Origin of the sequence: Pseudomonas sp. GM60, assembly GCF_000282415.1 — a bacterium.
In the GTDB taxonomy this organism is placed as follows: domain Bacteria; phylum Pseudomonadota; class Gammaproteobacteria; order Pseudomonadales; family Pseudomonadaceae; genus Aquipseudomonas; species Aquipseudomonas migulae.
Genome location: NZ_AKJI01000041.1, coordinates 1 through 21,109, shown reverse-complemented (window position 1 = coordinate 21,109; position 21,109 = coordinate 1). Strand labels below are relative to the sequence as shown.

Genomic DNA, 21,109 nt, shown 5'->3' with positions numbered 1-21,109 from the left:
CCACTAAATCCCATTGACTGCCCAACCTATTGCCACTCCGAGAATAAGAGCCACGATCAACTTGATCCGATCGAGACGCTTGCGCCGTAACTTGTTTTTGCGTTCCTGCGGAACCACCACATGCTCGCCGAAACCGGTATGCAAGACCGCATCGTTTTCCAGAATCAACGCATAGCGGTTTTCCCCGGCATACAGCCGCGACAGGTCTTTCTCCCCGGAGTACGCAGCATACGGCGCATGAATGAGGTAATCCGCGCGACGGCGTAGCCCTGGATTCAGGGAAAAACCCTGCCAGTCCGCCTTGTGCGAGCCCAATACGTAGAAAGGAATGCCGTGGCTGACTTTGCGCTCGTTCAAAAACACATAAGGGCTGTGAACCTTGAGGTCATGATTGAAGCTGCGCAGCCACACCTGCAAGGCTTGCGGATCTTCTTCCAGCAAGCATTGGGACTCTTCGATAAAGCCTTCGCGGTAGAAGTCCCAGTCGTCTTCGCAGTGGAAAATCCACGAGGTCTGCACCTCGGCATAGGCCGCATCGATGGATCGTAGCTGCCCCAGTCGCGGATTGTTGATGAAGAACCGGGTATGCGCCCGCCAGTGCTCCGGAATGCAGGCCTCGACGGCGCTGTCGCCGGAGTCCTCGGTAATGAATACCCTGCGGATGGGAGCCGTATTGAACCGGTCAAACGTCTCCAGGGTTCGCTTCAACAGATCGAAGCGACCGCAACTGGTGATGACGACCGAAATGTCGCTAGTCTCGCTGAACAGCATTTATTTACACCGCTCCATTAGTGGTTTTACCGCCGGCTTCACAGCCCGAGCGTTAAGCGTATTTTTTCTTTCCAGCCCAGCGGAACGTGCTCGCGTAGCGGCGCGCGCAAGGCGTCGACAATCGCATGCCCAACGGCGCGGAAGGTGTAACGCTGCTCTACCAGAGCCTGCCCGGCCAATGAAATGGACTCGGTCAGCTGCGGGGACTCACGCAACACCGCGAGTTTTTCCCTCAATTCATCGCGCGTTCGATAAAGCACAATGTTGTGCATATCGACAAAACCCAGTGCGCGATTCTCTTCTTCGCCCTGATCGTAAGCAAACAACACACAACCACAGGCCATAGCCTCGAAATTCTTGATCATGTATTCGCCCATGCCGACATCGGCACTCACGAAATAACGGATCCGGCTCAACGTCTCGCAGTATTCCTCACCCGACTTGGTGCGCGTGATCAGCAGGTTTTCGACTTCGGCCACGGACTCTAGCATCGCCCTGCGCCCGGCATAGGCAACACTGTTCAGGCTGCCGACGAAACCCAGCTCGATATCACGTTCACGCTGACGGTTCTGCAACAGCGCCTGATCGTAGCCCTTGGGCACGAAATGCGCGTCGAAGCCTTCATCGCACAGGCGCTGGCTGACCATGTAACCCGAGCTGATCACCCGCGCCCAGGGCAACTTGCGGTAATGGGCGCTGAACTTTCCGGTGTACTTGCACGGAATGTAATTCTGGTAAGCATCGTGTTCCAGAATAACCAGATTGGGCAGGGTCTGTATGAACCTCACCTGTCTGATTTCTTTTTTGAAGCGCAGGAAGAACACGATCCGGTCATAGCGGGAGACATCTACGTGCTTGCGAAAGTAGCCACGCAAGTCGTCCTGTTCCTCACTGGTCAATTCGCGTTTGTCACACTCGCACTGCTCGGCGATACCGTCATACAGTCGATCGAGGATCGCTCGCTGCTCTTTCTGCACCAGAAACAGAACTTTCAATTGGTCTCTCTCTTTCCCGACAGCTCATGGACCCAGAACAACTCATGGCGTCGCACCGCTTTACGGAAGAACTCGTTTTCGCCAAAAGCCGGCCAGTGTCTGCCCGCCAGACAACGCTGTATCGCCCGGCGAAGTAAACGCTTGAGGGGAAGTCGCGGCTGAAGGTCGTGCATCATGCCCAACGACATGGCCTTATGCCACTGTTTTTCGGTCGACAGGCAAAGCGACCAAGGGCGCAACGGCTCTTCGGCACTGATCTGCGGAGGCATCGCCACACCCGCGCCAGCATCACCCATTGGCCAGCGATCGTTATCGTGCAGGTGATTCGCGTAATGCAACAAGGTTTCGGGCTGCCAGGCTGTACCGCCCAGCGCCTGCATCACCGCCTGCTGCGAGCACTGATGATCCGGGTGCGGGTCAAAGCGCGGATGCGGCAAGACAATGACCTGAGGCTGAATGCGCTCGATCAGTTCTTTCAGGTCGGCCAGCAGGTTGTTCCAGGACGGCACGCCATCCACGTCACTGCCCAGGGCGAACGGATTGAATCGGCGAAAATAGCGGGTATCGTCCAGTTGCGCCTCGCGGGACAGCACGGCCTCGGCCGGCGCGTTTTGCATGGCAGGCAACTGCAGACAGAAGTAGCCCAGCTGGACACAGCGCTCCTGGGGTACGCCACCCCACAATGGCACGCTGATACTGTCCCAGGCGCGAAGCGATCCTTTCAACCGGGATGCTTCGACGCCTTTGAGCCCCATCTGTTGATAGTGTTCGGCCTCGATTTCACCGGCGGTCAACGTCACGATCCAGCTTTCGCTGGCACTGCTGTACAAGCCGAACGCGGCCAATTCGGCATCGTCGGCATGGGGCGCGATCACCATCACCCGCCGATTGCTGTAATCCGGATGTTCGAACGCCCAGAGCACCGGTTCGCCGAGCAATCGGCAGAAACGCCCGCGCAGACGCAGCTCGCCTTTGGACAGAACCTGCGCCTGGCCGCTGAGGTTGAGGTAACGCAGACCGTTCACACCACGCTCAAAGACTTGCCGGTCCGGACTGTCGCCACCCGACAATTCCACTATCGGGTCGAGAAAGCGCCCCAGCCAGGTGCTTTTGATCCGTAACGCCAGCACCAGGGTCGCGTCGTCAACCAACATGACGCCGTCATCCAGCCGCAAATGCTCACCGTCCAGGTGAACCTTGGGTTGTTGGGTATAGGGCGGGAAGCTGTACTCGTAATCGTCTTTGGGCGAATAAAACAAATGGTCGGCAAACCATGCTTCGTGAGCGATCCAGCCCAGGACCGCCAGAATCAGCGGCAACCACCAGGCCACCAGCACGCCGATGGCAATCAACAGCACCAGCGCAACCAGCAGGCCGATGCGTTTCTGGCGCCGATGGCGCTTGAGCAATTGCTGTTTACGGCTCATGGATTGGCTCATACGGTGAAGACTGGCACAGGATTGCACCAGCGATCCTTGTATTCACGATCGGCGCGACCGAAGGAGAAGCGCAGGGGCTTGTCCAGCGCCCGTGCATGCTCCCAGGCACTTTGCGTATTGAGAAAGCTCAGCACGCTGCCAGGGCTGAACTCGCGGGTTTGCGGATCCACGCCGCCATTGATGTACTCGACACTGATCCATTGCGGCGCTTCGACGCGGTAAACCAGTTGAATCGCGATCGGCGCGTCGTTGAGGAAAATCACCGAGCCGATCAACAAATCACGCAACAACTCGATCACTTCGCCCATGCGCTCGGCGCCGGTGGCAGCAAAGCCCCAGCGACGCTTAAACAGGTCGCAATAAATCGCGGCCAGTTCTCGGCTGGAAAACTCGCTGACTGGCCGCACCACACCGCCCGCCTCCTCCAGCAAGCGCAATTCGCGGCGCTGGTTGTAGCGAAACTTTTTCGACAACTCTTCCGGAGTGCGGGCCATGGCCAATTGTTCAGCCTGCAACCTGATGCCGGCGAACCGGCCTTCATTCAGTGCTGACAGATAACGGGCGCGATGGCGCAGGGGCGCTTGCGTATCAGCAGCGGCCGGCAGGATGAGCTCGGCATTGCCGAGGTCGAACAGGCCTTTTTTACCGTTGCGCTTGAGCACGTCCTTGGACAAGGCAAGGTCGCGCCCCCAGGTCGGGATGGCCGCCTGGACGTCACCGTTTTGCGCCCAGGCCAGATAGCGCACGGGAATGCCGGCCAAATGAGCCAGTCGCTCGACGACCATCGGATGCGTCGCGACGCTGCCGCCATAACGGTGCCAGGCCTCGGCGTATGTCGAGGCATCGACCACCGCCCAGCCACGCTCGCGCCAGCCTTGTAGTCGGTTGAGCATCAGCCCCTCGGTGCCAGTTCGGTAACGTGTGGCAAACGCCAGAAAGCATCGCGTACGGCACGGTCGGAGAAGCGTTCACGCAAGCGGTCGAGCATCAGCTCGGCGCACTGGCGACGTTGTTGCTCATCCATTGCGGCCAGATGGTGCAGCCCTTGAGCCAGGTGCCCGGCATCGCCCAACGGGAACAGAATGCCAACGCCTTCCACCACTTCCTTCGCGCCGCCACACGCCGTGGCGAGCAACGGTACGCCGGCAGCCATGGCCTCCAGCAGCACCATGCCGAACGGCTCGTGATCGGAACTCAGGGCAAACACATCGAAGGCACGGAAATAACGCCGAGCCTCGGGCACCTGCCCAAGGAACAGTACGCGATCGCCAATGCCCAACTCGCGGGCCTGGGCCTTGAGGTCCTGCTCCAGCCGACCGGTACCCAAAACGACCAGTTGGCTGTTAGCCGGCAAACCCGGCAGAGCCGTCGCAAAACCTTCCAGCAACGTGGCCTGATCCTTGTCCGGGTGCAGCCGCCCGACGTTGCCGACAACCCAGGCATCCATCGACAACCCCAGGGTTTCCCGGGCTTCACGAACGGACACCTGGCTGTCTTGCAAGGTTTGCACATCGATGCGGTTATAGAGTGTCTGAATCCGCCCGGCCGGCCATTTCGGCAAGCAACTGCGCATGTCATCGCGCACCGCGTCGGAAACCCCGAGCAGGCTCAGGCGCTTGCGGAAAATATGGGCGAAGAGTTTGCGTGTGCCGCGCTTGTAGTCATCAAACGCATGATGCACACCGATGACCGGCAACGAAGTGCCCAACAAGGCGATGTAGATCGGCTTGAAACGATGAGCGATGCAGAAGCTGAAGTTGCGCGAAGCGGCGATCTTGCGCAGATCGCCGATGGCCCCCAGCTTCAGGCCACGAATGGCCTTGGAGCTGTACTCCATGAACAACACTTCATCGGAAGCACAGCCCGCGGCAACCTCGCTGTCTGCAACCCCGGTCAGAAACACCGTGGTCACTCGATAACCGGTCCCCGCGAACAGGCTGGCGTACTGCCGGGCGCAGTCCAGAAACGGCCCGTCATAGCCGTGACAGAACTGCAGCACATGGCGTTCAGCCGAGCGTGTCATATGCGTCCGCGCCCTCTTTGACCACCAGGATGTCTTCCATGATCAGATACTGCAGGTCGGAGCCGAAGAACATGTTCAGGGCATCCGTAGGCGAGCAGATCATCGGCTCGCCACGACGGTTGAGCGAAGTGTTCAGCGACACGCCGTTGCCGGTCAGCACTTCCAGCGCCTTCATCATGTCGTAGTAGCGCGGGTTGTATTCGCGCTTGAGCACCTGGGCCCGGGACGTGCCGTCTTCGTGGACGACTTCCGGCACGCGGGTTTTCCACTCTTCAGCCACTTCGAAGGTGAAGGTCATGAACGGCGCCGGGTGATCGATCTTGATCATCTGCGGTGCGACGGTGTCGAGCATCGACGGGCAGAAAGGCCTCCAGCGCTCGCGGAACTTGATCTGGTGGTTGATGCGGTCAGCCACGCCGGTCGCGCTCGGGCAACCGATGATCGAACGACCACCCAAGGCACGCGGACCGAACTCCATGCGACCCTGGAACCATGCGACCGGGTTGCCGTCGACCATGATCTTGGCAATGTTTTCCGGCATGTTCTCGAGCTTGCGCCATACCGGCTTGCTCGGGTGACGGGCGCATGCTGCCAGCACGTCTTCGTTGCTGTACGACGGGCCGAGGTAGACGTGTTCCATCTTCTCGACCGGCACGCCACGGGCGTGAGACACGTAAGCCGCTGCGCCGACCGCAGTGCCGGCATCGCCGGACGCAGGCTGGACGAACAGCTCTTTGACGTCGTCACGGGCGATGATTTTCTGGTTGAGCTTGACGTTCAACGCACAGCCGCCGGCGAAGGCCAGCTTGCCGGTTTCCTTGAGCACGTCGCCCAGGTAATGGTCGATCATCTGCAACGCCAGTTTCTCGAACAGCGCTTGCATGCTCGCGGCGTAGTGGATGTACGGCTCGTCGGCGATGTCGCCTTCGCGCTTGGGACCCAGCCACTCGATCAGCTTCGGCGAGAAGTAGAAACCCTTGCCCTTCTCTTTATAACGGCGCAGGCCGATGACGTTGGCGTAGTCGGTGTTGATCACCAGCTCGCCGTTCTCGAACGAGGCCAGGCGCGAGAAGTCGTACTTGCTGGCGTCGCCGTACGGCGCCATGCCCATGACCTTGAACTCGCCGTCGAGCATCTCGAAACCGAGGAACTCGGTGATCGCACCGTATAGGCCGCCCAGGGAGTCCGGATCGAAGAATTCCTTGATCTTGTGGATCTTGCCGTTTTCGCCGTAACCGAAGAAGGTCGTGGCGTACTCACCCTTGCCGTCGATGCCGAGGATCGCGGTTTTCTCTTTGAAACCGGAGCAGTGGTAAGCGCTGGAAGCGTGAGCCAGGTGATGCTCGACGGGCTCGATCTTGATTTTCTTCGGATCGAAGCCCAGTTGCTCCAGGCACCAGACGATCTTGTTGCGATAGCGCTTGTAGCGACGGTTGCCCATCAGGATCGCGTCGAGGGCGCGGTCCGGGGCGTACCAGTAACGCTTGGCGTAGTGCCAGCGCGCCTTGCCGAACAGGCTGATCGGTGCGAACGGAATCGCAACCACGTCAACGTCGGACGGCTTGATGCCCGCCTGCTCGAGGCAGAACTTCGCCGATTCGTAAGGCATGCGGTTCTTTGCATGTTTATCGCGCACAAAGCGCTCTTCTTCAGCCGCCGCGACCAGCTTGCCGTCGATGTACAAGGCTGCGGAAGGATCATGGCTAAGGGCGCCGGACAGGCCAAGAATCGTCAATGCCACAGGGGTCTAGCCTCTTTAGTCTGCATGCAGGCGCAACGCGCCTCAAAAATTAATGTGCCCTCGCAAGGGGCGAGAGACAGCTAAAGGGCGGGATTATAGCGTAAACATGCCGGGAATGACCCTACGGTTATCAGCGGCGTAAACATGACCCAAGGTCAGGACGCACGGCCAGGATCATCCGCGACCCGGCCGCCAGTAAATCCTGAGATTGCCATCGACCCCTTGCCGGTAAATCGTGTACGGCAAGGCAACGGTGTCCAGCGCACCGGACAATGCCAGGTCCAGCAAAACCAGTGGTACAAGAAAACCCGTGGGGTCTGGCGGTGCATTCAGCACACAAAAATCGTAGGCCATGCCGCTGTAGATACGCGGGATGGACTGGCAGTAGGTTTTTTGTTTGCGCAGGTCACGCGCCGCGTCTTCGTCATTTTGCAGGACGGTGACGGCGGTGCCGCAGCCAGATAGCGCCAGTGAGAATGTGCCGAGCAGAACAGCCGTTTTGATCGTCAAGATTTGCCCTCCATGAACGTCAGGCAAACTAGCATTGCGGCTATTCAGGGCACAGTTCATGGGGTCCGGAGATCATGTAGGACATTTCACAAGAACTTGTCCGCCAATCTCGGGTGACTGTTCCGGCCCCATCGCGAGCAGGCTCGCTCCCACAATGGAAGTACTGTGAACACAGATCCATTGTGGGAGCGAGCCGGCTCCGGGCGGCGTTCCGACGATAGGACCGAAGGCCCGATTCAGGCAGCGCTGGCGATTTCTTTGGGCAGCCGCTGATCGATGACCTGATACAGCGCGCTGCTCTCAGGCCAATTGCGCATGAACCGCGCCCGGTCCCGCGCATACGCCGGGGCGAAGCTGGCGAGCGAGCCGTGCTGACGCATCGCGTCCAGATCGATCAGTGCCCAGCGATCTTCCTGCCAGAACAGGTTGTGGCCCTTGAAGTCGCCATGACTGATCCGCTCGCGAATCAGTTCTGCAAACAACAGATCCAGTGCAACCAGCTCTGCCTCGGGCGCTTCACCGCTTTCAACGTACGGCGCAAACCGCTCGATGATGTCCGGGCCCGGCAAATGCTCGGTCACCAGATACGCCCGGCTGCGCAACCAGAGAAAACGTTTTTCCAGCACGGCCAGCGGTTTCGGCGTGGCTATACCGAGGAATGCCAGCCGATTGCCTTCGCGCCATGAGTGCCAGGCACGGCTCGGGCGCCAGAAGCGCTTGAGCCAGTGGGCAAAGCCTTTGATGTTGTAGCGCTTGATTACCAGCGTCCGACCGTCCACCGCGACTTTTCCGACACTCGCCGCGCCGCCGGTCTTGTACAGATGGCCCTGATCGAGCAATGCATCGGCCTGCTCCAGCACCGGCGACATCGCCGCTTCTTCCTCGCGGCGAATCGCCCGCAACCCGAAGGCCCCGCGCTGCACGCTGAACAGCGTGCATTCGCGTCCGACCTTGATCAGGAAGTCTTTCAGGCGCCAGCTGCGGACCTTGTCGATCTGTTTCTGCAACGCTTCCATGGGCAAGGCATGCTCGCCATTGCTCAGCAGGTAATAGACCAGCAATTCTTCGGTGAAAGGCTCCAGCGCCTTGGGCAACTGGGCGAAAAACACCCCGAGATTTTCCAGGACTTTCTGCCGCGACAATGGCTGGCCGGGGGTTTCACTGCAGATCCCCGCGCCGTCGATCAGATACAGTCGACCGCCCTGGCGCAGCAGGTTGTCCAGGTGCAGGTCTTCCTGCCACAGCCCTTTGCGGTGCATCTGGCCGATCGCGCCCAACGCCTCGGCCAACACGGCCCCTTGCCCATCCGCGAGCACCGGCAAGTGCTCGACCTGTTTCCAGGTATCCCCCAGGCTCTCGGCGCCTTCAAGGAAATCGAACAGCAGCCAGCCGCCCTCGCCGTCCTTCAAGCCGTCGGCCAGCAGTTGCGGCGTGGTCAGACCTTGAGCGGCGAGCAAGCGCACACCGTCCAGTTCTCGCTGGAAATGCCGGGCCGCCTTGGTGCCGACCAACAACTTGGCCAGCACCGGACGGCCACGCCAGACACCGGCGCCGACATAACGCTGGCCCGGCAACACCCGCAACAGACTCAACAATTGCAACTCGGCAGGGCCGGCGGCATCGGCCAGTGAAACGCTCAGCGGCAGAGCCGGGCTACGGCCGGCGCTTTTCAGTTCGGACAAACGCATCAGCGCGCCTCCTTGTGGCTGCGCCGCGCGGTCAGTCGCGCCAGCCAGCTATCGATCAGCGAACTGTCCTGCGATTGATCCAGGTAAGCGGCCAGCAATTCACGCACCTGCGCATCGCTCCACTCGGGCGCCCGCCGCGTCAACGGCTCCAGATCCTTGACCCGGTCACGCCGGCCCCACAGCAGCGGCCGGGTTTTCTCCAGATCGATCAATTGGGCCTGGTAACCATCGCCGGTGGCCCGCAGAAAAATGTGTTTGGGATAGAAGCAGCCATGAACCTGACGCGCCGCGTGCAGGCGCCGAGCCAGCTCGCCACACGCCTGCAAAATCGCCGAGTGCTGCGCGCCACTTAGCTCCGACCAGCGCTGCAACAGCGAATCCAGGTCATCCCAACCGTCCAGCGCACGGGTCAGCAGAATCGCCCGGACTTCGCCCTCGACTTTGCGCTCACCGAAGAACGCCGCTTTCAGCGCCGGAATGCCAAGCTTTTCATAACGACTGATGTTGCGAAATTCCCGGGCAAAACTGGGTTCGCCAAACGGCGCATGCAACGTGCGCATCTGGTAGTTGCTTTGCCGTTTGAGGTAGAAGCCGTGACCTTCAAGATCCAGCCGAAACACGCTGCTCCAGCCACCGCGCACGGTGTTGGGCTCATCCACAGCATCAAGCTGCCTGACCCAAAGCGCATCGAAGTTGCCGAGGCCGTGGCGCTCCAGTAGCGCACGGTCTTCAGCAGCCAGAAAATCAGTCATTCGCGTCCCTCGAAAAATCTAACCACGTGCCGGATCCGTTTTTTGTCGGCGGCATTGAGTCGTGTCCGTTGGCTGTATTGCAGGTAAAAGCGCAGGCGTTGAGTCGCCGACAGCTGATACTTGGCGACCTTGTCCAGGCACGCCAGATCCTTGGTGATACGGTACTTGAGCCAGAAGCCGCGCCAGAAATTACCGTTGGGGCAATCGATCAGGAACAGCCGGGCCTGGTCGTCGATCAACAGGTTGCGCCACTTCAGATCGTTATGGGTAAAGCGGTGGTCGTGCATGGTCCGGGTATAACCGGCCAATTGCCGACTGACATGATCGACCCAGGCGCGGTCCGCCAGTTTTGGATCATGCCGTTCAGCCAGGATGGACAGGTCTACGGTATGCGGCAGTTCAAGGGTAATCATCGCCCCGCGAGCGTACGCCGCACCACGCCGCTCCAGCCCCCAGGCCACCACTTCAGCAGTGGGAATGCCCCATTTGGCGAAGCGCTTGAGGTTCTGCCACTCCATTTTCACCCGTGGCTTGCCCAGATAACGGCGCAAGCCCTTGCCCGCGCCGACGTAACGCTTGACGTAATAGTTGACGCCATTGCGATTGACGCGGATGACTTCGGACAATGGGTCGTGAGTCAGTCGCTCGCCCTTAAGCGCAAACACCGCTTCAAGGCTGCCGAAATCTTCTGCCAGCTCGCTATAAGCAGGTTCCAGTTTCCAGCCCGACATCAGAGCGCATCCCCGTATCGCTGTTTACGGTCGTAGAGTTTGTTGGCCTTGCCTTCCAGCCAGGCGAGCAGCCCCGCTTCTTCCGACAGAATCTGGCGCAGCGGTTGCTGGAAGTAGCCCTTGAGGAAACGCAATTTGTCGCGCTGGGTCAAGCCGATGTCCAGGGCCGAGAAGTACAGCGCCGCCAGATCCTTGTTACGCCAGCGCTGGGTAATCGTCGGGCGGGTCTGGGCGCGGTGCAGGTCGATCACCGAAAGTTTGAAATCGTCGGCGGTCACCGGTTTATCGGTGTGCAGCAGGAAGTGGCAGATGTAGCAGTCGCGATGGTTGACCCCGGCGCGGTGCATCATGCCGGTCATGCGCGCGACTTCGGCGATCAGCGCGCGCTTGAGTTTGGGCTCCGGCGGTTGCTTGACCCAGTCGATACTGAAATCTTCGAGGCTGACGGTCGGCGCCAGCTCTTCGGTAACGATGAACGAATGCTGGTCCGCCGGGTTGCTGCCCTTTTCACCGTAGGCGACGGCGGTCATGGTCGGCACGCCGACTTCCTGCAGGCGCTGAATGGCTTTCCATTCCTGGCCCGCACCGAGCACCGGCAGTTTGGCGGTCAGCAGGTTCTTGAAGATCTCGCCCCAGCCAATGCCACGGTGGATCTTCACGAAAAAACCATTGCCGTTCACTTCAGTGCGCAAGGTCCGACGCGCTTCCAGCTCGCGATAAACCTCGCCCTGCAAGCCTTCGACTTCGGCGAACGGGTCGCGTCCGGCCCAAAGGCTCTTGAACGGTTCAGCCAGCATCAACTTCATTTAGCGTGCTCCGCCAGAATCACATCGGCCGCGTGTTGCGGCATGCTGTAGAGGTCGGCCGTTTCGGCGAAGGCCAGACCGTTGCGGCTCCAGGCCGCCCGTGCTTGAGCGTCGTTCAACATGCTGGTCAGGTATTGCGTCAGTTGCGCCTGATCAAAGGGTTCGTCCAGCACCAGGCCGGCGTCGGCCTCAGCGATGTAATGAGCGTAACCGCACACGGCGCTGACCAGTACCGGCAACCCGGCCACCAGGGCTTCGAGCAACACGGTCCCGGTGTTTTCGTTGTACGCCGGGTGAATCAAAAGGTCGGCACCCAGCAGAAAACGCGGGATATCGCTGCGACCCTTGAGGAACGTCACGTTGTCGCCGAGCCCCAAGGTGGCACTCTGCACCTGGAATAACTTGGGGTCATCCTGGCCAATTACAAACAGCCGGGTGCGTTTCTTCAGGTCAGCGGGCAATGCGGCCAGCGCCTTGAGACTGCGATCCACGCCCTTGGTCTTGAACCCGGAGCCGATCTGCACCAGCAACAACTCGTCGTCCTGCAGGTTGAATTCACGACGGAACCCGGCACGAATCTCAGCCGCATTCGGTGGCGCGCGACGGTCCTGAGAAATGCCCGGCGGCAGCAAATGGAAGCGTTCCAGCGGCGTGTCGTAATGCTTGATGAACAGCGGCTGCTGGACTTCGGAGATCATCAGCACTTCTGTCTTGGCGTCCTTGGCGAACACCGCGCGCTCGTACTCGGCGAAGTGCCGGTAGCGGCCCCAACGACGGTACAGCGAGTTGCGCAGGTTCTGCGCCTTGTCCTCGAAACAGCCGTCAGCGGCGTAGTAGACGTCCAGGCCTGGCATTTTGTTGAAACCGATCAGACGGTCCACCGGACGCTTGGCCAGATCTGCCTCCATCCACTCGCTGAGTTTCTCGTTGCGACGATGATTGAAGAACGCCTTGACCGGCGCCACCAGCACTTCGAAACCCGGCGGGATGTCGCCTTCCCAGATCAGCGTATAGACACGAATCTGATGACCGCGCTGCTGGCATTCCAGGGCAATGCGCATGAAATCGCGCTGCAAGCCCCCGAACGGAAAGTACTTGTACAAGACGAATGCCAATTGCATCAGCGCAGCTCCTCAGCCAGTAACAACGTGCTCAGTCGGGTCGCGACACGCTCGGGATTCAAACGCGTGAAGCACAGCGGCGACTCGCGTTTCAGGTCAAACCGGCGGGCATCTTCGGCCGTCGGTTGATAGGTGCATTTCTTTTGCAGGCAGGGTGCGCAGGGGAAATCGCTGGCCATGTGAATCTGTGCCTTGCCATACGCGCCGGTCAGGCCAGGGTTGGTCGGACCGAACAGCGACAACGTTGGCACATCGAGTGCGGCCGCGAGGTGACCGAGACCGGTGTCAACCGCCACGCACGCTTGCGCGCCGGCCAGCACTTTGCCGATGCCCGCCAGGTTCAACTTGGGCAGCACTTCGACGTGGCGCATGTCTTTGGCGATGCGTTCAGCCCGGGCCTTCTCGGCCGGATTGCCCCACGCCAGCTTCACGCCGACGCCCAGATAGCCAACGCGCTCGGCCAGTTCGCGCCAATAGGCTTCAGGCCAGTGCTTGGTGTCCCAGGTGGTGCCGTGCAGGAACAGCACGTAAGGATTCTTGCGCGGCAATTCCACCAGGCGCTCGACGTTCAGGCCGTAATCGCCCAGACCTTTTGGCAAGTCGTAGCCCAAGGCGATGGCGAACAGCTGACGCACTCGCTCCACCGCGTGTTGACCACGGGCGACCGCCAGGCGTCGATCATAGAAACGCGCAGCAATCGGCTCTCGCGCCGATCCTTTATCCAGGCCCGCCACCGGCGCCTTGACGTAGCGGGTCAGCAAGGCGCTTTTCAACAGGCCTTGCGCGTCAATCACCAGATCATATTTCGTGGCGCGAACGCTTTGCTTGAAGCGCTTCCACTCGCCACTCTTGATGGTTTGCCAGATGTTCTTGCGCCAGCGACGGATCGCCACCGGAATCACCTTGCCCACGGCCGGGTGCCAGGTCGGGATCTCGGCGAAACCTTCTTCCACCACCCAGTCGAACGTGATGCCGGGAATCGCCCGGGATGCGTCGGTCAACGCCGGCAACGCATGAATCACGTCACCCAGCGAAGAAGTCTTGATCAGCAGAACCCGCAAACTATTTGACCTCGACCGCAGTGCCCTGCAACCGCTGCAAGGCTTCGTTCACCGCTTGCGGCATTAGCTGGCGCAGGCAGTTGTAATGACCAAAGCGGCACGTGCGATCAAAGCACGGGCTGCATTCGATGCCCAGGCGCACGATCTCGACATGTTCGGCCAGCGGTGGCGTGAAACCCGGCGACGTCGAGCCGTACACCGCCACCAACGGGCGGTTCAGTGCCGCCGCGACGTGCATCAGGCCGGAATCGTTGGACACCACCGAGTCCGCGCAGGACATCAGGTCGATAGCCTCGGCCAGGGACGTGCCGCCGCTGAGGTTCACAGACTCTTCACGCAGGCCGGGAATCAGCCGCGCGCGAATGTCTTCGCCCACGGCGTGATCGTTTTTCGAACCGAACAGCCAGACTTGCCAGCCTTCGCGAATCTTCGCTTCGGCGACCTGGGCGTAATGCTCGGACGGCCAGCGCTTGGACTCGCCGAACTCGGCACCGGGGCACAGCGCCAACACCGGACGGTCGAGACTCAGGCCGAATTTGGCCAGCGCCGCTTCGCGGGTGACCGGATCGATCTGCAAGGCCGGGCGCGGATACGGTTTCGGCAGTTCAAGGCCGGGCTCGTACGCCAGCGCCATGAAGCGCTCGATCATCAGCGGGTAACGTTCTTTGTCCAGCGTGCGCACGTCATTGAGCAGGCCGTAGCGGAACTCGCCACGCCAGCCGGTGCGTTTCGGGATGCCGGCGAAAAACGGCACCAGCGCCGACTTCAGGGAATTGGGCAGCAGGATCGCCTGGTCGTACTGACCGGCCAGGGATTTGCCGATGCGCCGACGCGTCGCCAGTTCCAGCGCGCCGTGGCCGAGCGGAAAGCTCAAGGCCTGGCGAACTTCGGGCATGCGCTCAAGAATCGGCCGGCTCCACTCGGGGGCCAGCACGTCGATTTCGCATTGCGGGTGGCGTTGTTTAAGACACTGAAACAGTGTCTGCGCCATCACCATGTCACCGACCCAACTGGGCCCAACGATCAGAATTTTCATGTGGTTTCCAAAAACGAACCGGGGAGGCATACGCCTCCCCGCCTCGAGAATTCTACAAAACACTGCAGATCACCTGTAGGAGTGAGCCTGCTCGCGATGAGGCCATCACATCCTGAATTGATGGTGACTGACACTCCGCTATCGCGAGCAGGCTCGCTCCCACAGGGGTTATTGGTGTTTCAAGTAGCCGGTTTCAGCTTAACCCCAACTCTTTCCAGATCCGCAATACCTGCCGCCGCTCGTCCGCGAACTGGTCGCCCGGTATCACCCCGGCGTCCTTCTGCAAGGCCTGCCGGTGTGCGGCGGAGCGGTAGGCTTTATAGGCCTCTCGCAACAGGCTGGCGTCTTCGGCGGGCATCAACCCTTCGTGTTCCAGCTCTTCCAGAATGCGGATATTGTCGGTCCAGCGCAGCAATGGCGGGTGTGTTTCGGACCACGCCAGAGCCGCGTATTGCACCATAAATTCAATATCGACGATACCTCCCGCGTCCTGCTTGAGATCGAACGGCGCCGTGGCTTCGAAGGCATTCGCCCCGGTGCCGGCTGCGGTGCTCTTGCTGCCAAGGTTATCGCGCATCTTCGCGCGCATCTCGCTGACCTCCTGACGCAAGGTCGGCAAATCCCGAACTTTGCCCAATATCGCCGCACGAACCTTCTCAAACGCCTGGCCGACATCCTGACTGCCCACCAGCACCCGCGCCCGTACCAGCGCCTGATGCTCCCAGGTCCAGGCTTCGTTTTCCTGATAACGGGCAAACGCCCCGAGCGAACTCACCAGCAGGCCCGAAGCACCGGATGGTCGCAGGCGCATGTCCACCTCATACAGCTGACCGGAGTTGGTCTGGGCGGTGAGCAAGTGAATGATCCGCTGCCCCAGCCGGGTGAAAAATTGCGCGCCGTCGATCGGTTTCGGCCCGTCGGTTTCTGCCTGCGGATCGCCGTCATGAATGAATACCAGGTCCAGGTCCGAACCATGCCCGAGTTCCAGACCGCCGACTTTCCCGTAACCGACAATGATGAAGCCGGGATCGCACAAAGTGCCATCGGTGCGCTGCGGCGTGCCGTACTTGGCCACGGTCTGGCGCCAGGCCAGGGCCAGCACCTGTTCGAGGATCGCTTCAGCGAGCCAGGTCAGGTAATCGCTGACTTTCATCAGCGGCAGGCTGCCGGCGATTTCCGACGCAGCGACGCGCAAACGGTGCGCCAGTTTGAAATGGCGCAGGGCTTCCATTTGTTGTTCGAGGTCGTCCTCGGGGATTCGTGTCAGGCGCTCGCGCAACTCGGCGGCCAGCTCCGGCGCCAAGGGCGGCTTGAACAAACGGCCTTCGTTAAGCAATTCGTCGAGCAGCAGCGGGAAGCGCGTGATCTGTTCAGCGATCCACGGGCTCGCGGCGCACAAGGTCAGCAAACGTCGCAGCGCGCCGGGGTTTTCAGTCAGCAGCACCAGGTACGCGGAGCGTCGGGCCACCGCTTCGACCAGTGGCAGCACGCGCTCCAGCACCAGGTCCGGGTTGGCGTGCTCGACCGCTTGGGCCAGCAACCGTGGAATGAACGCATCAAGGCGTTCGCGCCCCAGACGCTGCATCGCGCGCAATTGCGGGCTGCTGCGCAGGCTGGCCAGGGCTTTCAGCGCTTTGGTGGCATCGGCGAAACCGCCCTCCTCCAACTGGCGACAAGCGGCCTCTTCGTCCTGCGCCTCCTCCCACAATGGCAGCCATTCCCCGCCGACCACCACTTCGCTTTCAGTGCCTTCCTCTTCATCAGGGTCAGCGATTACTTGGCCAAAGTGCCAGGCCACACGACCGCGCCAATACATCAGCCGCTCATGGAAAGCGTCCCAATCGGCGAAGCCCAACATAAAGGCAATGCGCGCCTGATCCTGCGCCCCGTCCGGCAACATCTGCGTCTGGCGGTCGGCAATCGCCTGGATCGCGTGCTCGGTGTAACGCAGGAATTCGTAGCCTTCGCGCAGCTCGCTGACCACCGCCGGCGGCAGGTAACCCTGACCTTCCAGCGTGCTCAGTACTTTTAATAGAGGACGTTGTTGCAGGCTCAGGTCGCGGCCACCGTGGATCAGCTGGAACGCCTGGGCGATAAACTCGACTTCGCGGATGCCGCCGGAGCCGAGCTTGATATTGTCGGCCATGCCCTTGCGCCGGACTTCCTGCTGAATCAGCTGCTTCATCGTGCGCAGCGCTTCGATGGCGGAGAAGTCCAGGTAACGCCGGTAAACGAACGGGCGCAGCATGTCTTGCAGTTGCGCGCCGGCCACCTGGTCGCCGGCCACCACCCGCGACTTGATCATCGCGTAGCGTTCCCAGTCTCGGCCCTGATCCTGGTAATACTGCTCCAGCGCGTTGAAGCTCAACACCAGCGCACCCGACGAACCGTAAGGGCGCAGGCGCATGTCGACGCGGAACACGAAGCCGTCGACGGTCATCGGGTCCAGCGCCTTGATCACGCGCTGACCGAGGCGGATGAAGAATTCCTGATTATCCAGCGAGCGTTTCACGCCGACGGTTTCGCCGCCTTCGGGGTAGGCGAAGATCAGGTCGATGTCCGACGACAGGTTCAGCTCGACCGCGCCAAGCTTGCCCATGCCGAGAATGACCATCTGCTGCGGCTCGCCGCTGCGTCGCCCGGTGGGCACGCCAAACTGCTGGCAATGCCGCGAGTACAACCACTGATAGGCCTGATCGATGCTCGCATCGGCCATGTCCGAGAGGTCGCGGCAGGTCTGGACCAGATCGGCCTGACGGGTCAGGTCGCGCCAGATGATCCGCACTTGATGGCGGGTGCGCTGACGGCGCAGGGCGCGACCGAGCTCGTCCTCGGTTTCAGCCGCGTTCACCGCTGCCGCAATCTGCGCGCACAGTTCGCCGGGAGCATAGCCACGGTCCAGCTCACCGGACTGCACCAGCGCCAGCAACATCAAAGGGTCACGTACGCTCTGTTCAATCACGAAGTCGCTGGCGGCGGTGACGCGGGCGAATTGCGCCCAGCGCTCAGGCGTCCAGGCGGACAGGCCATGATCATTATCAAGAGCCTCGACGGCCGCACGGAACGACTGCTCGGCGCGGGTGACAAACGGCAGGAGAATGCCGGGCAGTTCAGCAAGCGTAGGGAGGCTCATGGTCTATCCTTGATCGGCGTGTAGGAGGCTGCATGTAGTGAATTTTCAAATTGCACTACCTGATCGACTGTCGAACAAAGGTTAGAAATAGCTGAAATTTCTTTATTTTTGGCAGGCAGCATCAAGCTTTCACCTTTTTCGGTTGGCAAAAGACCAACCTTAACGATTATTCTCACAACGTAGCCGGAGGCCACAAGCCGCTCATCTGTAGTTTTACTACTCGTATATACATTCGAATAGCTGAAATGCCCGATGATTTGTAGTAAAACTACACGCCGCCGAATCCTACCTCTCGGCAATCCAAGAATTTATATCGTCTGCCCACAAGGCCAGTCGCAAACTCAGGCAACCGATTCTGGAAGCCTTTCCGCCCTGGAGCAAGCCATGCAAGACCTCGATCCCGTCGAAACCCAGGAATGGCTGGACGCCCTGGAATCGGTTCTCGACAAAGAAGGCGAAGACCGTGCTCACTATCTGATGACCCGTATGGGCGAACTCGCAACCCGCAGCGGTTCGCAATTGCCTTACGCCATCACCACGCCATACCGCAACACCATTCCCGTTACCCACGAAGCACGCATGCCTGGCGACCTGTTCATGGAACGCCGCATTCGCTCGCTGGTACGCTGGAACGCGATGGCCATGGTGATGCGCACGAACCTGAAAGATTCTGACCTGGGCGGTCACATCTCCAGCTTCGCTTCCAGCGCAACCCTGTACGACATCGGCTTCAACTATTTCTTCCAGGCCCCGACCGACGAACACGGCGGCGACCTGATCTACTTCCAGGGCCACACCTCGCCAGGCGTTTACGCCCGTGCGTTCATGGAAGGCCGCATCACCGAAGACCAGATGAACAACTTCCGCCAGGAAGTGGACGGTCAGGGCCTGTCGTCCTACCCGCACCCTTGGCTGATGCCTGATTTCTGGCAGTTCCCGACTGTATCCATGGGTCTGGGCCCGATCCAGGCAATCTACCAGGCGCGCTTCATGAAGTACCTGGAAGCCCGTGGCTTCATTCCGGAAGGCAAGCAGAAAGTCTGGTGCTTCCTGGGCGACGGCGAGTGCGACGAGCCGGAATCCCTGGGCGCGATCTCGCTGGCTGGCCGCGAGAAGCTCGACAACCTGATCTTCGTCATCAACTGCAACCTGCAGCGCCTCGACGGCCCGGTTCGCGGCAACGGCAAGATCATCCAGGAACTCGAAGGCGTGTTCCGCGGTGCTCAGTGGAACGTGACCAAAGTCATCTGGGGCCGTTTCTGGGACCCACTGCTGGCCAAAGACGTCGACGGCATCCTGCAACGTCGCATGGACGAAGTCATCGACGGCGAGTACCAGAACTACAAAGCCAAAGACGGCGCGTTCGTGCGTGAACACTTCTTCAACACGCCAGAACTCAAGGCGATGGTTGCAGACCTGTCCGACGACGAAATCTGGAAACTCAACCGTGGCGGCCACGACCCGTACAAGGTCTACGCGGCGTACCACGAAGCGGTCAACCACAAAGAACAACCGACCGTCATCCTGGCCAAGACCATCAAAGGTTATGGCACCGGTGCCGGCGAAGCGAAAAACACTGCGCACAACACCAAGAAAGTCGACGTAGACAGCCTGAAGTTGTTCCGTGATCGTTTCGACATTCCGGTCAAAGACGACGAGCTGGAAAACCTGCCGTTCTTCAAGCCAGAGCCAAACAGCGCCGAAGCCCGCTACCTGAGCGAGCGCCGCACTGCACTGGGCGGCTTCGTGCCACAGCGCCGCGCGCAGAGCTTCAGCGTACCGACGCCATCGCTGGATACGCTCAAGGCGATCCTCGACGGCTCGGGCGACCGTGAAATTTCCACCACCATGGCCTTCGTGCGGATCCTCGCGCAGCTGGTCAAGGACAAGGAAATCGGCCCGCGCATCGTTCCGATCATCCCGGACGAAGCCCGTACCTTCGGTATGGAAGGCATGTTCCGTCAGTTGGGCATCTACTCCTCCGTCGGCCAGCTCTACGAGCCAGTCGATAAAGACCAGGTGATGTTCTACAAGGAAGACAAAAAGGGCCAGATCCTCGAAGAAGGCATCAACGAAGCGGGCGCCATGAGCTCCTTCATCGCTGCCGGTACTTCGTACTCCAGCCACAACCAGCCAATGCTGCCGTTCTACATCTTCTACTCGATGTTCGGCTTCCAGCGTATCGGCGACCTGGCCTGGGCTGCCGGCGACAGCCGTACCCGTGGCTTCCTGATCGGCGGCACCGCCGGCCGGACCACGCTGAACGGCGAAGGCCTGCAACACGAAGACGGTCACAGCCACATCCTGGCTGCCACCATCCCGAACTGCCGCACCTATGATCCAACCTACGGCTACGAGCTGGCGGTGATCATTCAGGACGGCATGAAGAAGATGACCGAAGAGCAGCAGGACGTTTTCTACTACATCACCGTGATGAACGAGTCCTACCAGCAGCCAGCCATGCCGGCCGGTGTCGAGGAAGGCATCATCAAGGGCATGTACCTGCTCGAAGAAGACACCCGCGAAGCGGCGCACCACGTTCAGCTGATGGGCTCCGGCACCATCCTGCGTGAAGTCCGTGAAGCGGCGAAGATCCTGCGTGAGCAGTTCAACGTTGGCGCCGACGTGTGGAGCGTTACCAGCTTCAACGAACTGCGTCGCGATGGCCTGGCCGTCGAGCGCACCAACCGTCTGCACCCTGGCCAGAAGCCTAAACTGAGCTACGTCGAAGAGTGCCTGAACGGCCGTCAAGGTCCGGTCATCGCGTCTACCGACTACATGAAGCTGTTCGCTGAGCAAATTCGTCAGTGGGTCCCGTCCAAGGAATTCAAAGTCCTGGGCACCGACGGTTTCGGCCGCAGTGACAGCCGCAAAAAGCTGCGTCACTTCTTCGAAGTCGATCGTCATTTCGTGGTGTTGGCAGCCCTGGAAGCATTGGCTGACCGTGGTGACATCGAACCTAAAGTGGTGGCTGAAGCCATCGCCAAGTTCGGTATCAACCCGGAAAAACGCAACCCACTGGACTGCTGAGGAGAGATTCTGTGAGCGAACTCATTCGCGTACCTGACATCGGCAGCGGTGAAGGTGAAGTAATTGAACTGTTTGTGAAGGTCGGCGACCGTATCGAAGCCGACCAGAGCATCCTGACACTTGAGTCGGACAAGGCGAGCATGGAAGTGCCTGCGCCGAAGGCCGGTATCATCAAGAGCCTGAAAGTGAAGCTGGGCGACCGCCTGAAAGAAGGCGACGAACTGCTGGAGCTGGAAGTCGAAGGTGCCGCTGCTGCGGCTCCTGCGGCTGCC

Annotated in this window: 18 protein-coding genes; 2 read left to right on the top strand and 16 right to left on the bottom strand. The window is 60.4% G+C overall.

The window, feature by feature from the left end:
* Positions 1-3: 3 nt before the first annotated feature.
* The 16 genes from PMI32_RS18350 to PMI32_RS30265 all read right to left on the bottom strand — a co-directional run bounded on the left by PMI32_RS18350 (position 4) and on the right by PMI32_RS30265 (position 18,001).
* Entirely contained in the window at positions 4-771 is a 768-nt protein-coding gene (locus PMI32_RS18350) for a glycosyltransferase family 2 protein (RefSeq protein WP_008027867.1), read from the bottom strand.
* 38 nt (positions 772-809) lie between these two features.
* The gene (locus PMI32_RS18355; RefSeq protein ID WP_008027864.1) at positions 810-1,766 is read right to left on the bottom strand and encodes a glycosyltransferase family protein; all 957 of its coding nucleotides are present in this window, start codon (positions 1,764-1,766) and stop codon (positions 810-812) included.
* Entirely contained in the window at positions 1,763-3,193 is a 1,431-nt protein-coding gene (locus PMI32_RS18360; RefSeq protein WP_008027863.1) for a PIG-L deacetylase family protein, read from the bottom strand. The genes PMI32_RS18355 and PMI32_RS18360 overlap by 4 nt, the downstream gene beginning before the upstream one ends.
* A gap of 8 nt (positions 3,194-3,201) precedes the next feature.
* The gene (locus tag PMI32_RS18365; protein ID WP_008027862.1) at positions 3,202-4,098 is read right to left on the bottom strand and encodes an antimicrobial resistance protein Mig-14; all 897 of its coding nucleotides are present in this window, start codon (positions 4,096-4,098) and stop codon (positions 3,202-3,204) included.
* Positions 4,098-5,228, bottom strand: coding sequence for a glycosyltransferase (locus PMI32_RS18370; protein WP_008027861.1), 1,131 nt, complete (start codon positions 5,226-5,228; stop codon positions 4,098-4,100). Before PMI32_RS18370 ends, PMI32_RS18365 begins: the two co-directional genes overlap by 1 nt.
* Complete coding sequence (locus PMI32_RS18375) at positions 5,212-6,969, bottom strand: carbamoyltransferase family protein (RefSeq protein ID WP_008027860.1); 1,758 nt, start codon at positions 6,967-6,969, stop codon at positions 5,212-5,214. The genes PMI32_RS18370 and PMI32_RS18375 overlap by 17 nt, the downstream gene beginning before the upstream one ends.
* A 174-nt stretch (positions 6,970-7,143) precedes the next feature.
* Positions 7,144-7,479, bottom strand: coding sequence for a YceK/YidQ family lipoprotein (locus tag PMI32_RS18380; RefSeq protein WP_008027859.1), 336 nt, complete (start codon positions 7,477-7,479; stop codon positions 7,144-7,146).
* A 236-nt stretch (positions 7,480-7,715) separates the two neighbouring features.
* Positions 7,716-9,167 carry a lipopolysaccharide kinase InaA family protein gene (locus tag PMI32_RS18385; protein ID WP_008027858.1) on the bottom strand — a complete coding sequence of 484 codons (1,452 nt, stop codon included), beginning with the start codon at positions 9,165-9,167 and terminating at the stop codon, positions 7,716-7,718.
* A complete protein-coding gene (locus tag PMI32_RS18390) occupies positions 9,167-9,919 on the bottom strand; it encodes a lipopolysaccharide kinase InaA family protein (protein ID WP_008027857.1) in 753 nt (250 codons plus the stop codon). The genes PMI32_RS18385 and PMI32_RS18390 overlap by 1 nt, the downstream gene beginning before the upstream one ends.
* Complete coding sequence (locus PMI32_RS18395) at positions 9,916-10,650, bottom strand: lipopolysaccharide kinase InaA family protein (protein WP_008027856.1); 735 nt, start codon at positions 10,648-10,650, stop codon at positions 9,916-9,918. The genes PMI32_RS18390 and PMI32_RS18395 overlap by 4 nt, the downstream gene beginning before the upstream one ends.
* Complete coding sequence (gene rfaP, locus PMI32_RS18400; RefSeq protein ID WP_008027855.1) at positions 10,650-11,456, bottom strand: lipopolysaccharide core heptose(I) kinase RfaP; 807 nt, start codon at positions 11,454-11,456, stop codon at positions 10,650-10,652. Before rfaP ends, PMI32_RS18395 begins: the two co-directional genes overlap by 1 nt.
* Complete coding sequence (locus PMI32_RS18405; protein WP_008027854.1) at positions 11,453-12,577, bottom strand: glycosyltransferase family 4 protein; 1,125 nt, start codon at positions 12,575-12,577, stop codon at positions 11,453-11,455. Before PMI32_RS18405 ends, rfaP begins: the two co-directional genes overlap by 4 nt.
* On the bottom strand, positions 12,577-13,638 hold the full coding sequence (waaC, locus tag PMI32_RS18410; protein WP_008027853.1) for a lipopolysaccharide heptosyltransferase I: 1,062 nt from the start codon (positions 13,636-13,638) through the stop codon (positions 12,577-12,579). Before waaC ends, PMI32_RS18405 begins: the two co-directional genes overlap by 1 nt.
* 1 nt (position 13,639) lies before the next feature.
* The gene (gene waaF / locus PMI32_RS18415; RefSeq protein ID WP_008027852.1) at positions 13,640-14,674 is read right to left on the bottom strand and encodes a lipopolysaccharide heptosyltransferase II; all 1,035 of its coding nucleotides are present in this window, start codon (positions 14,672-14,674) and stop codon (positions 13,640-13,642) included.
* 193 nt (positions 14,675-14,867) lie between these two features.
* Complete coding sequence (glnE, locus tag PMI32_RS18420) at positions 14,868-17,807, bottom strand: bifunctional [glutamate--ammonia ligase]-adenylyl-L-tyrosine phosphorylase/[glutamate--ammonia-ligase] adenylyltransferase (protein WP_008027851.1); 2,940 nt, start codon at positions 17,805-17,807, stop codon at positions 14,868-14,870.
* Positions 17,804-18,001: a hypothetical protein gene (locus PMI32_RS30265; RefSeq protein WP_157214357.1), complete on the bottom strand. Its 198-nt coding sequence runs from the start codon at positions 17,999-18,001 to the stop codon at positions 17,804-17,806. The genes glnE and PMI32_RS30265 overlap by 4 nt, the downstream gene beginning before the upstream one ends.
* A gap of 190 nt (positions 18,002-18,191) precedes the next feature.
* Here PMI32_RS30265 and aceE point away from each other — a divergent pair, with 190 nt between their 5' ends.
* Together aceE and PMI32_RS18430 are read left to right on the top strand one after the other, a co-directional pair.
* Complete coding sequence (gene aceE / locus PMI32_RS18425; protein ID WP_008027850.1) at positions 18,192-20,837, top strand: pyruvate dehydrogenase (acetyl-transferring), homodimeric type; 2,646 nt, start codon at positions 18,192-18,194, stop codon at positions 20,835-20,837.
* Positions 20,838-20,848: 11 nt separating this feature from the next.
* On the top strand, positions 20,849-21,109 hold a 261-nt coding region (locus PMI32_RS18430), incomplete at its 3' end, for an acetyl-CoA carboxylase biotin carboxyl carrier protein subunit (RefSeq protein WP_008027849.1).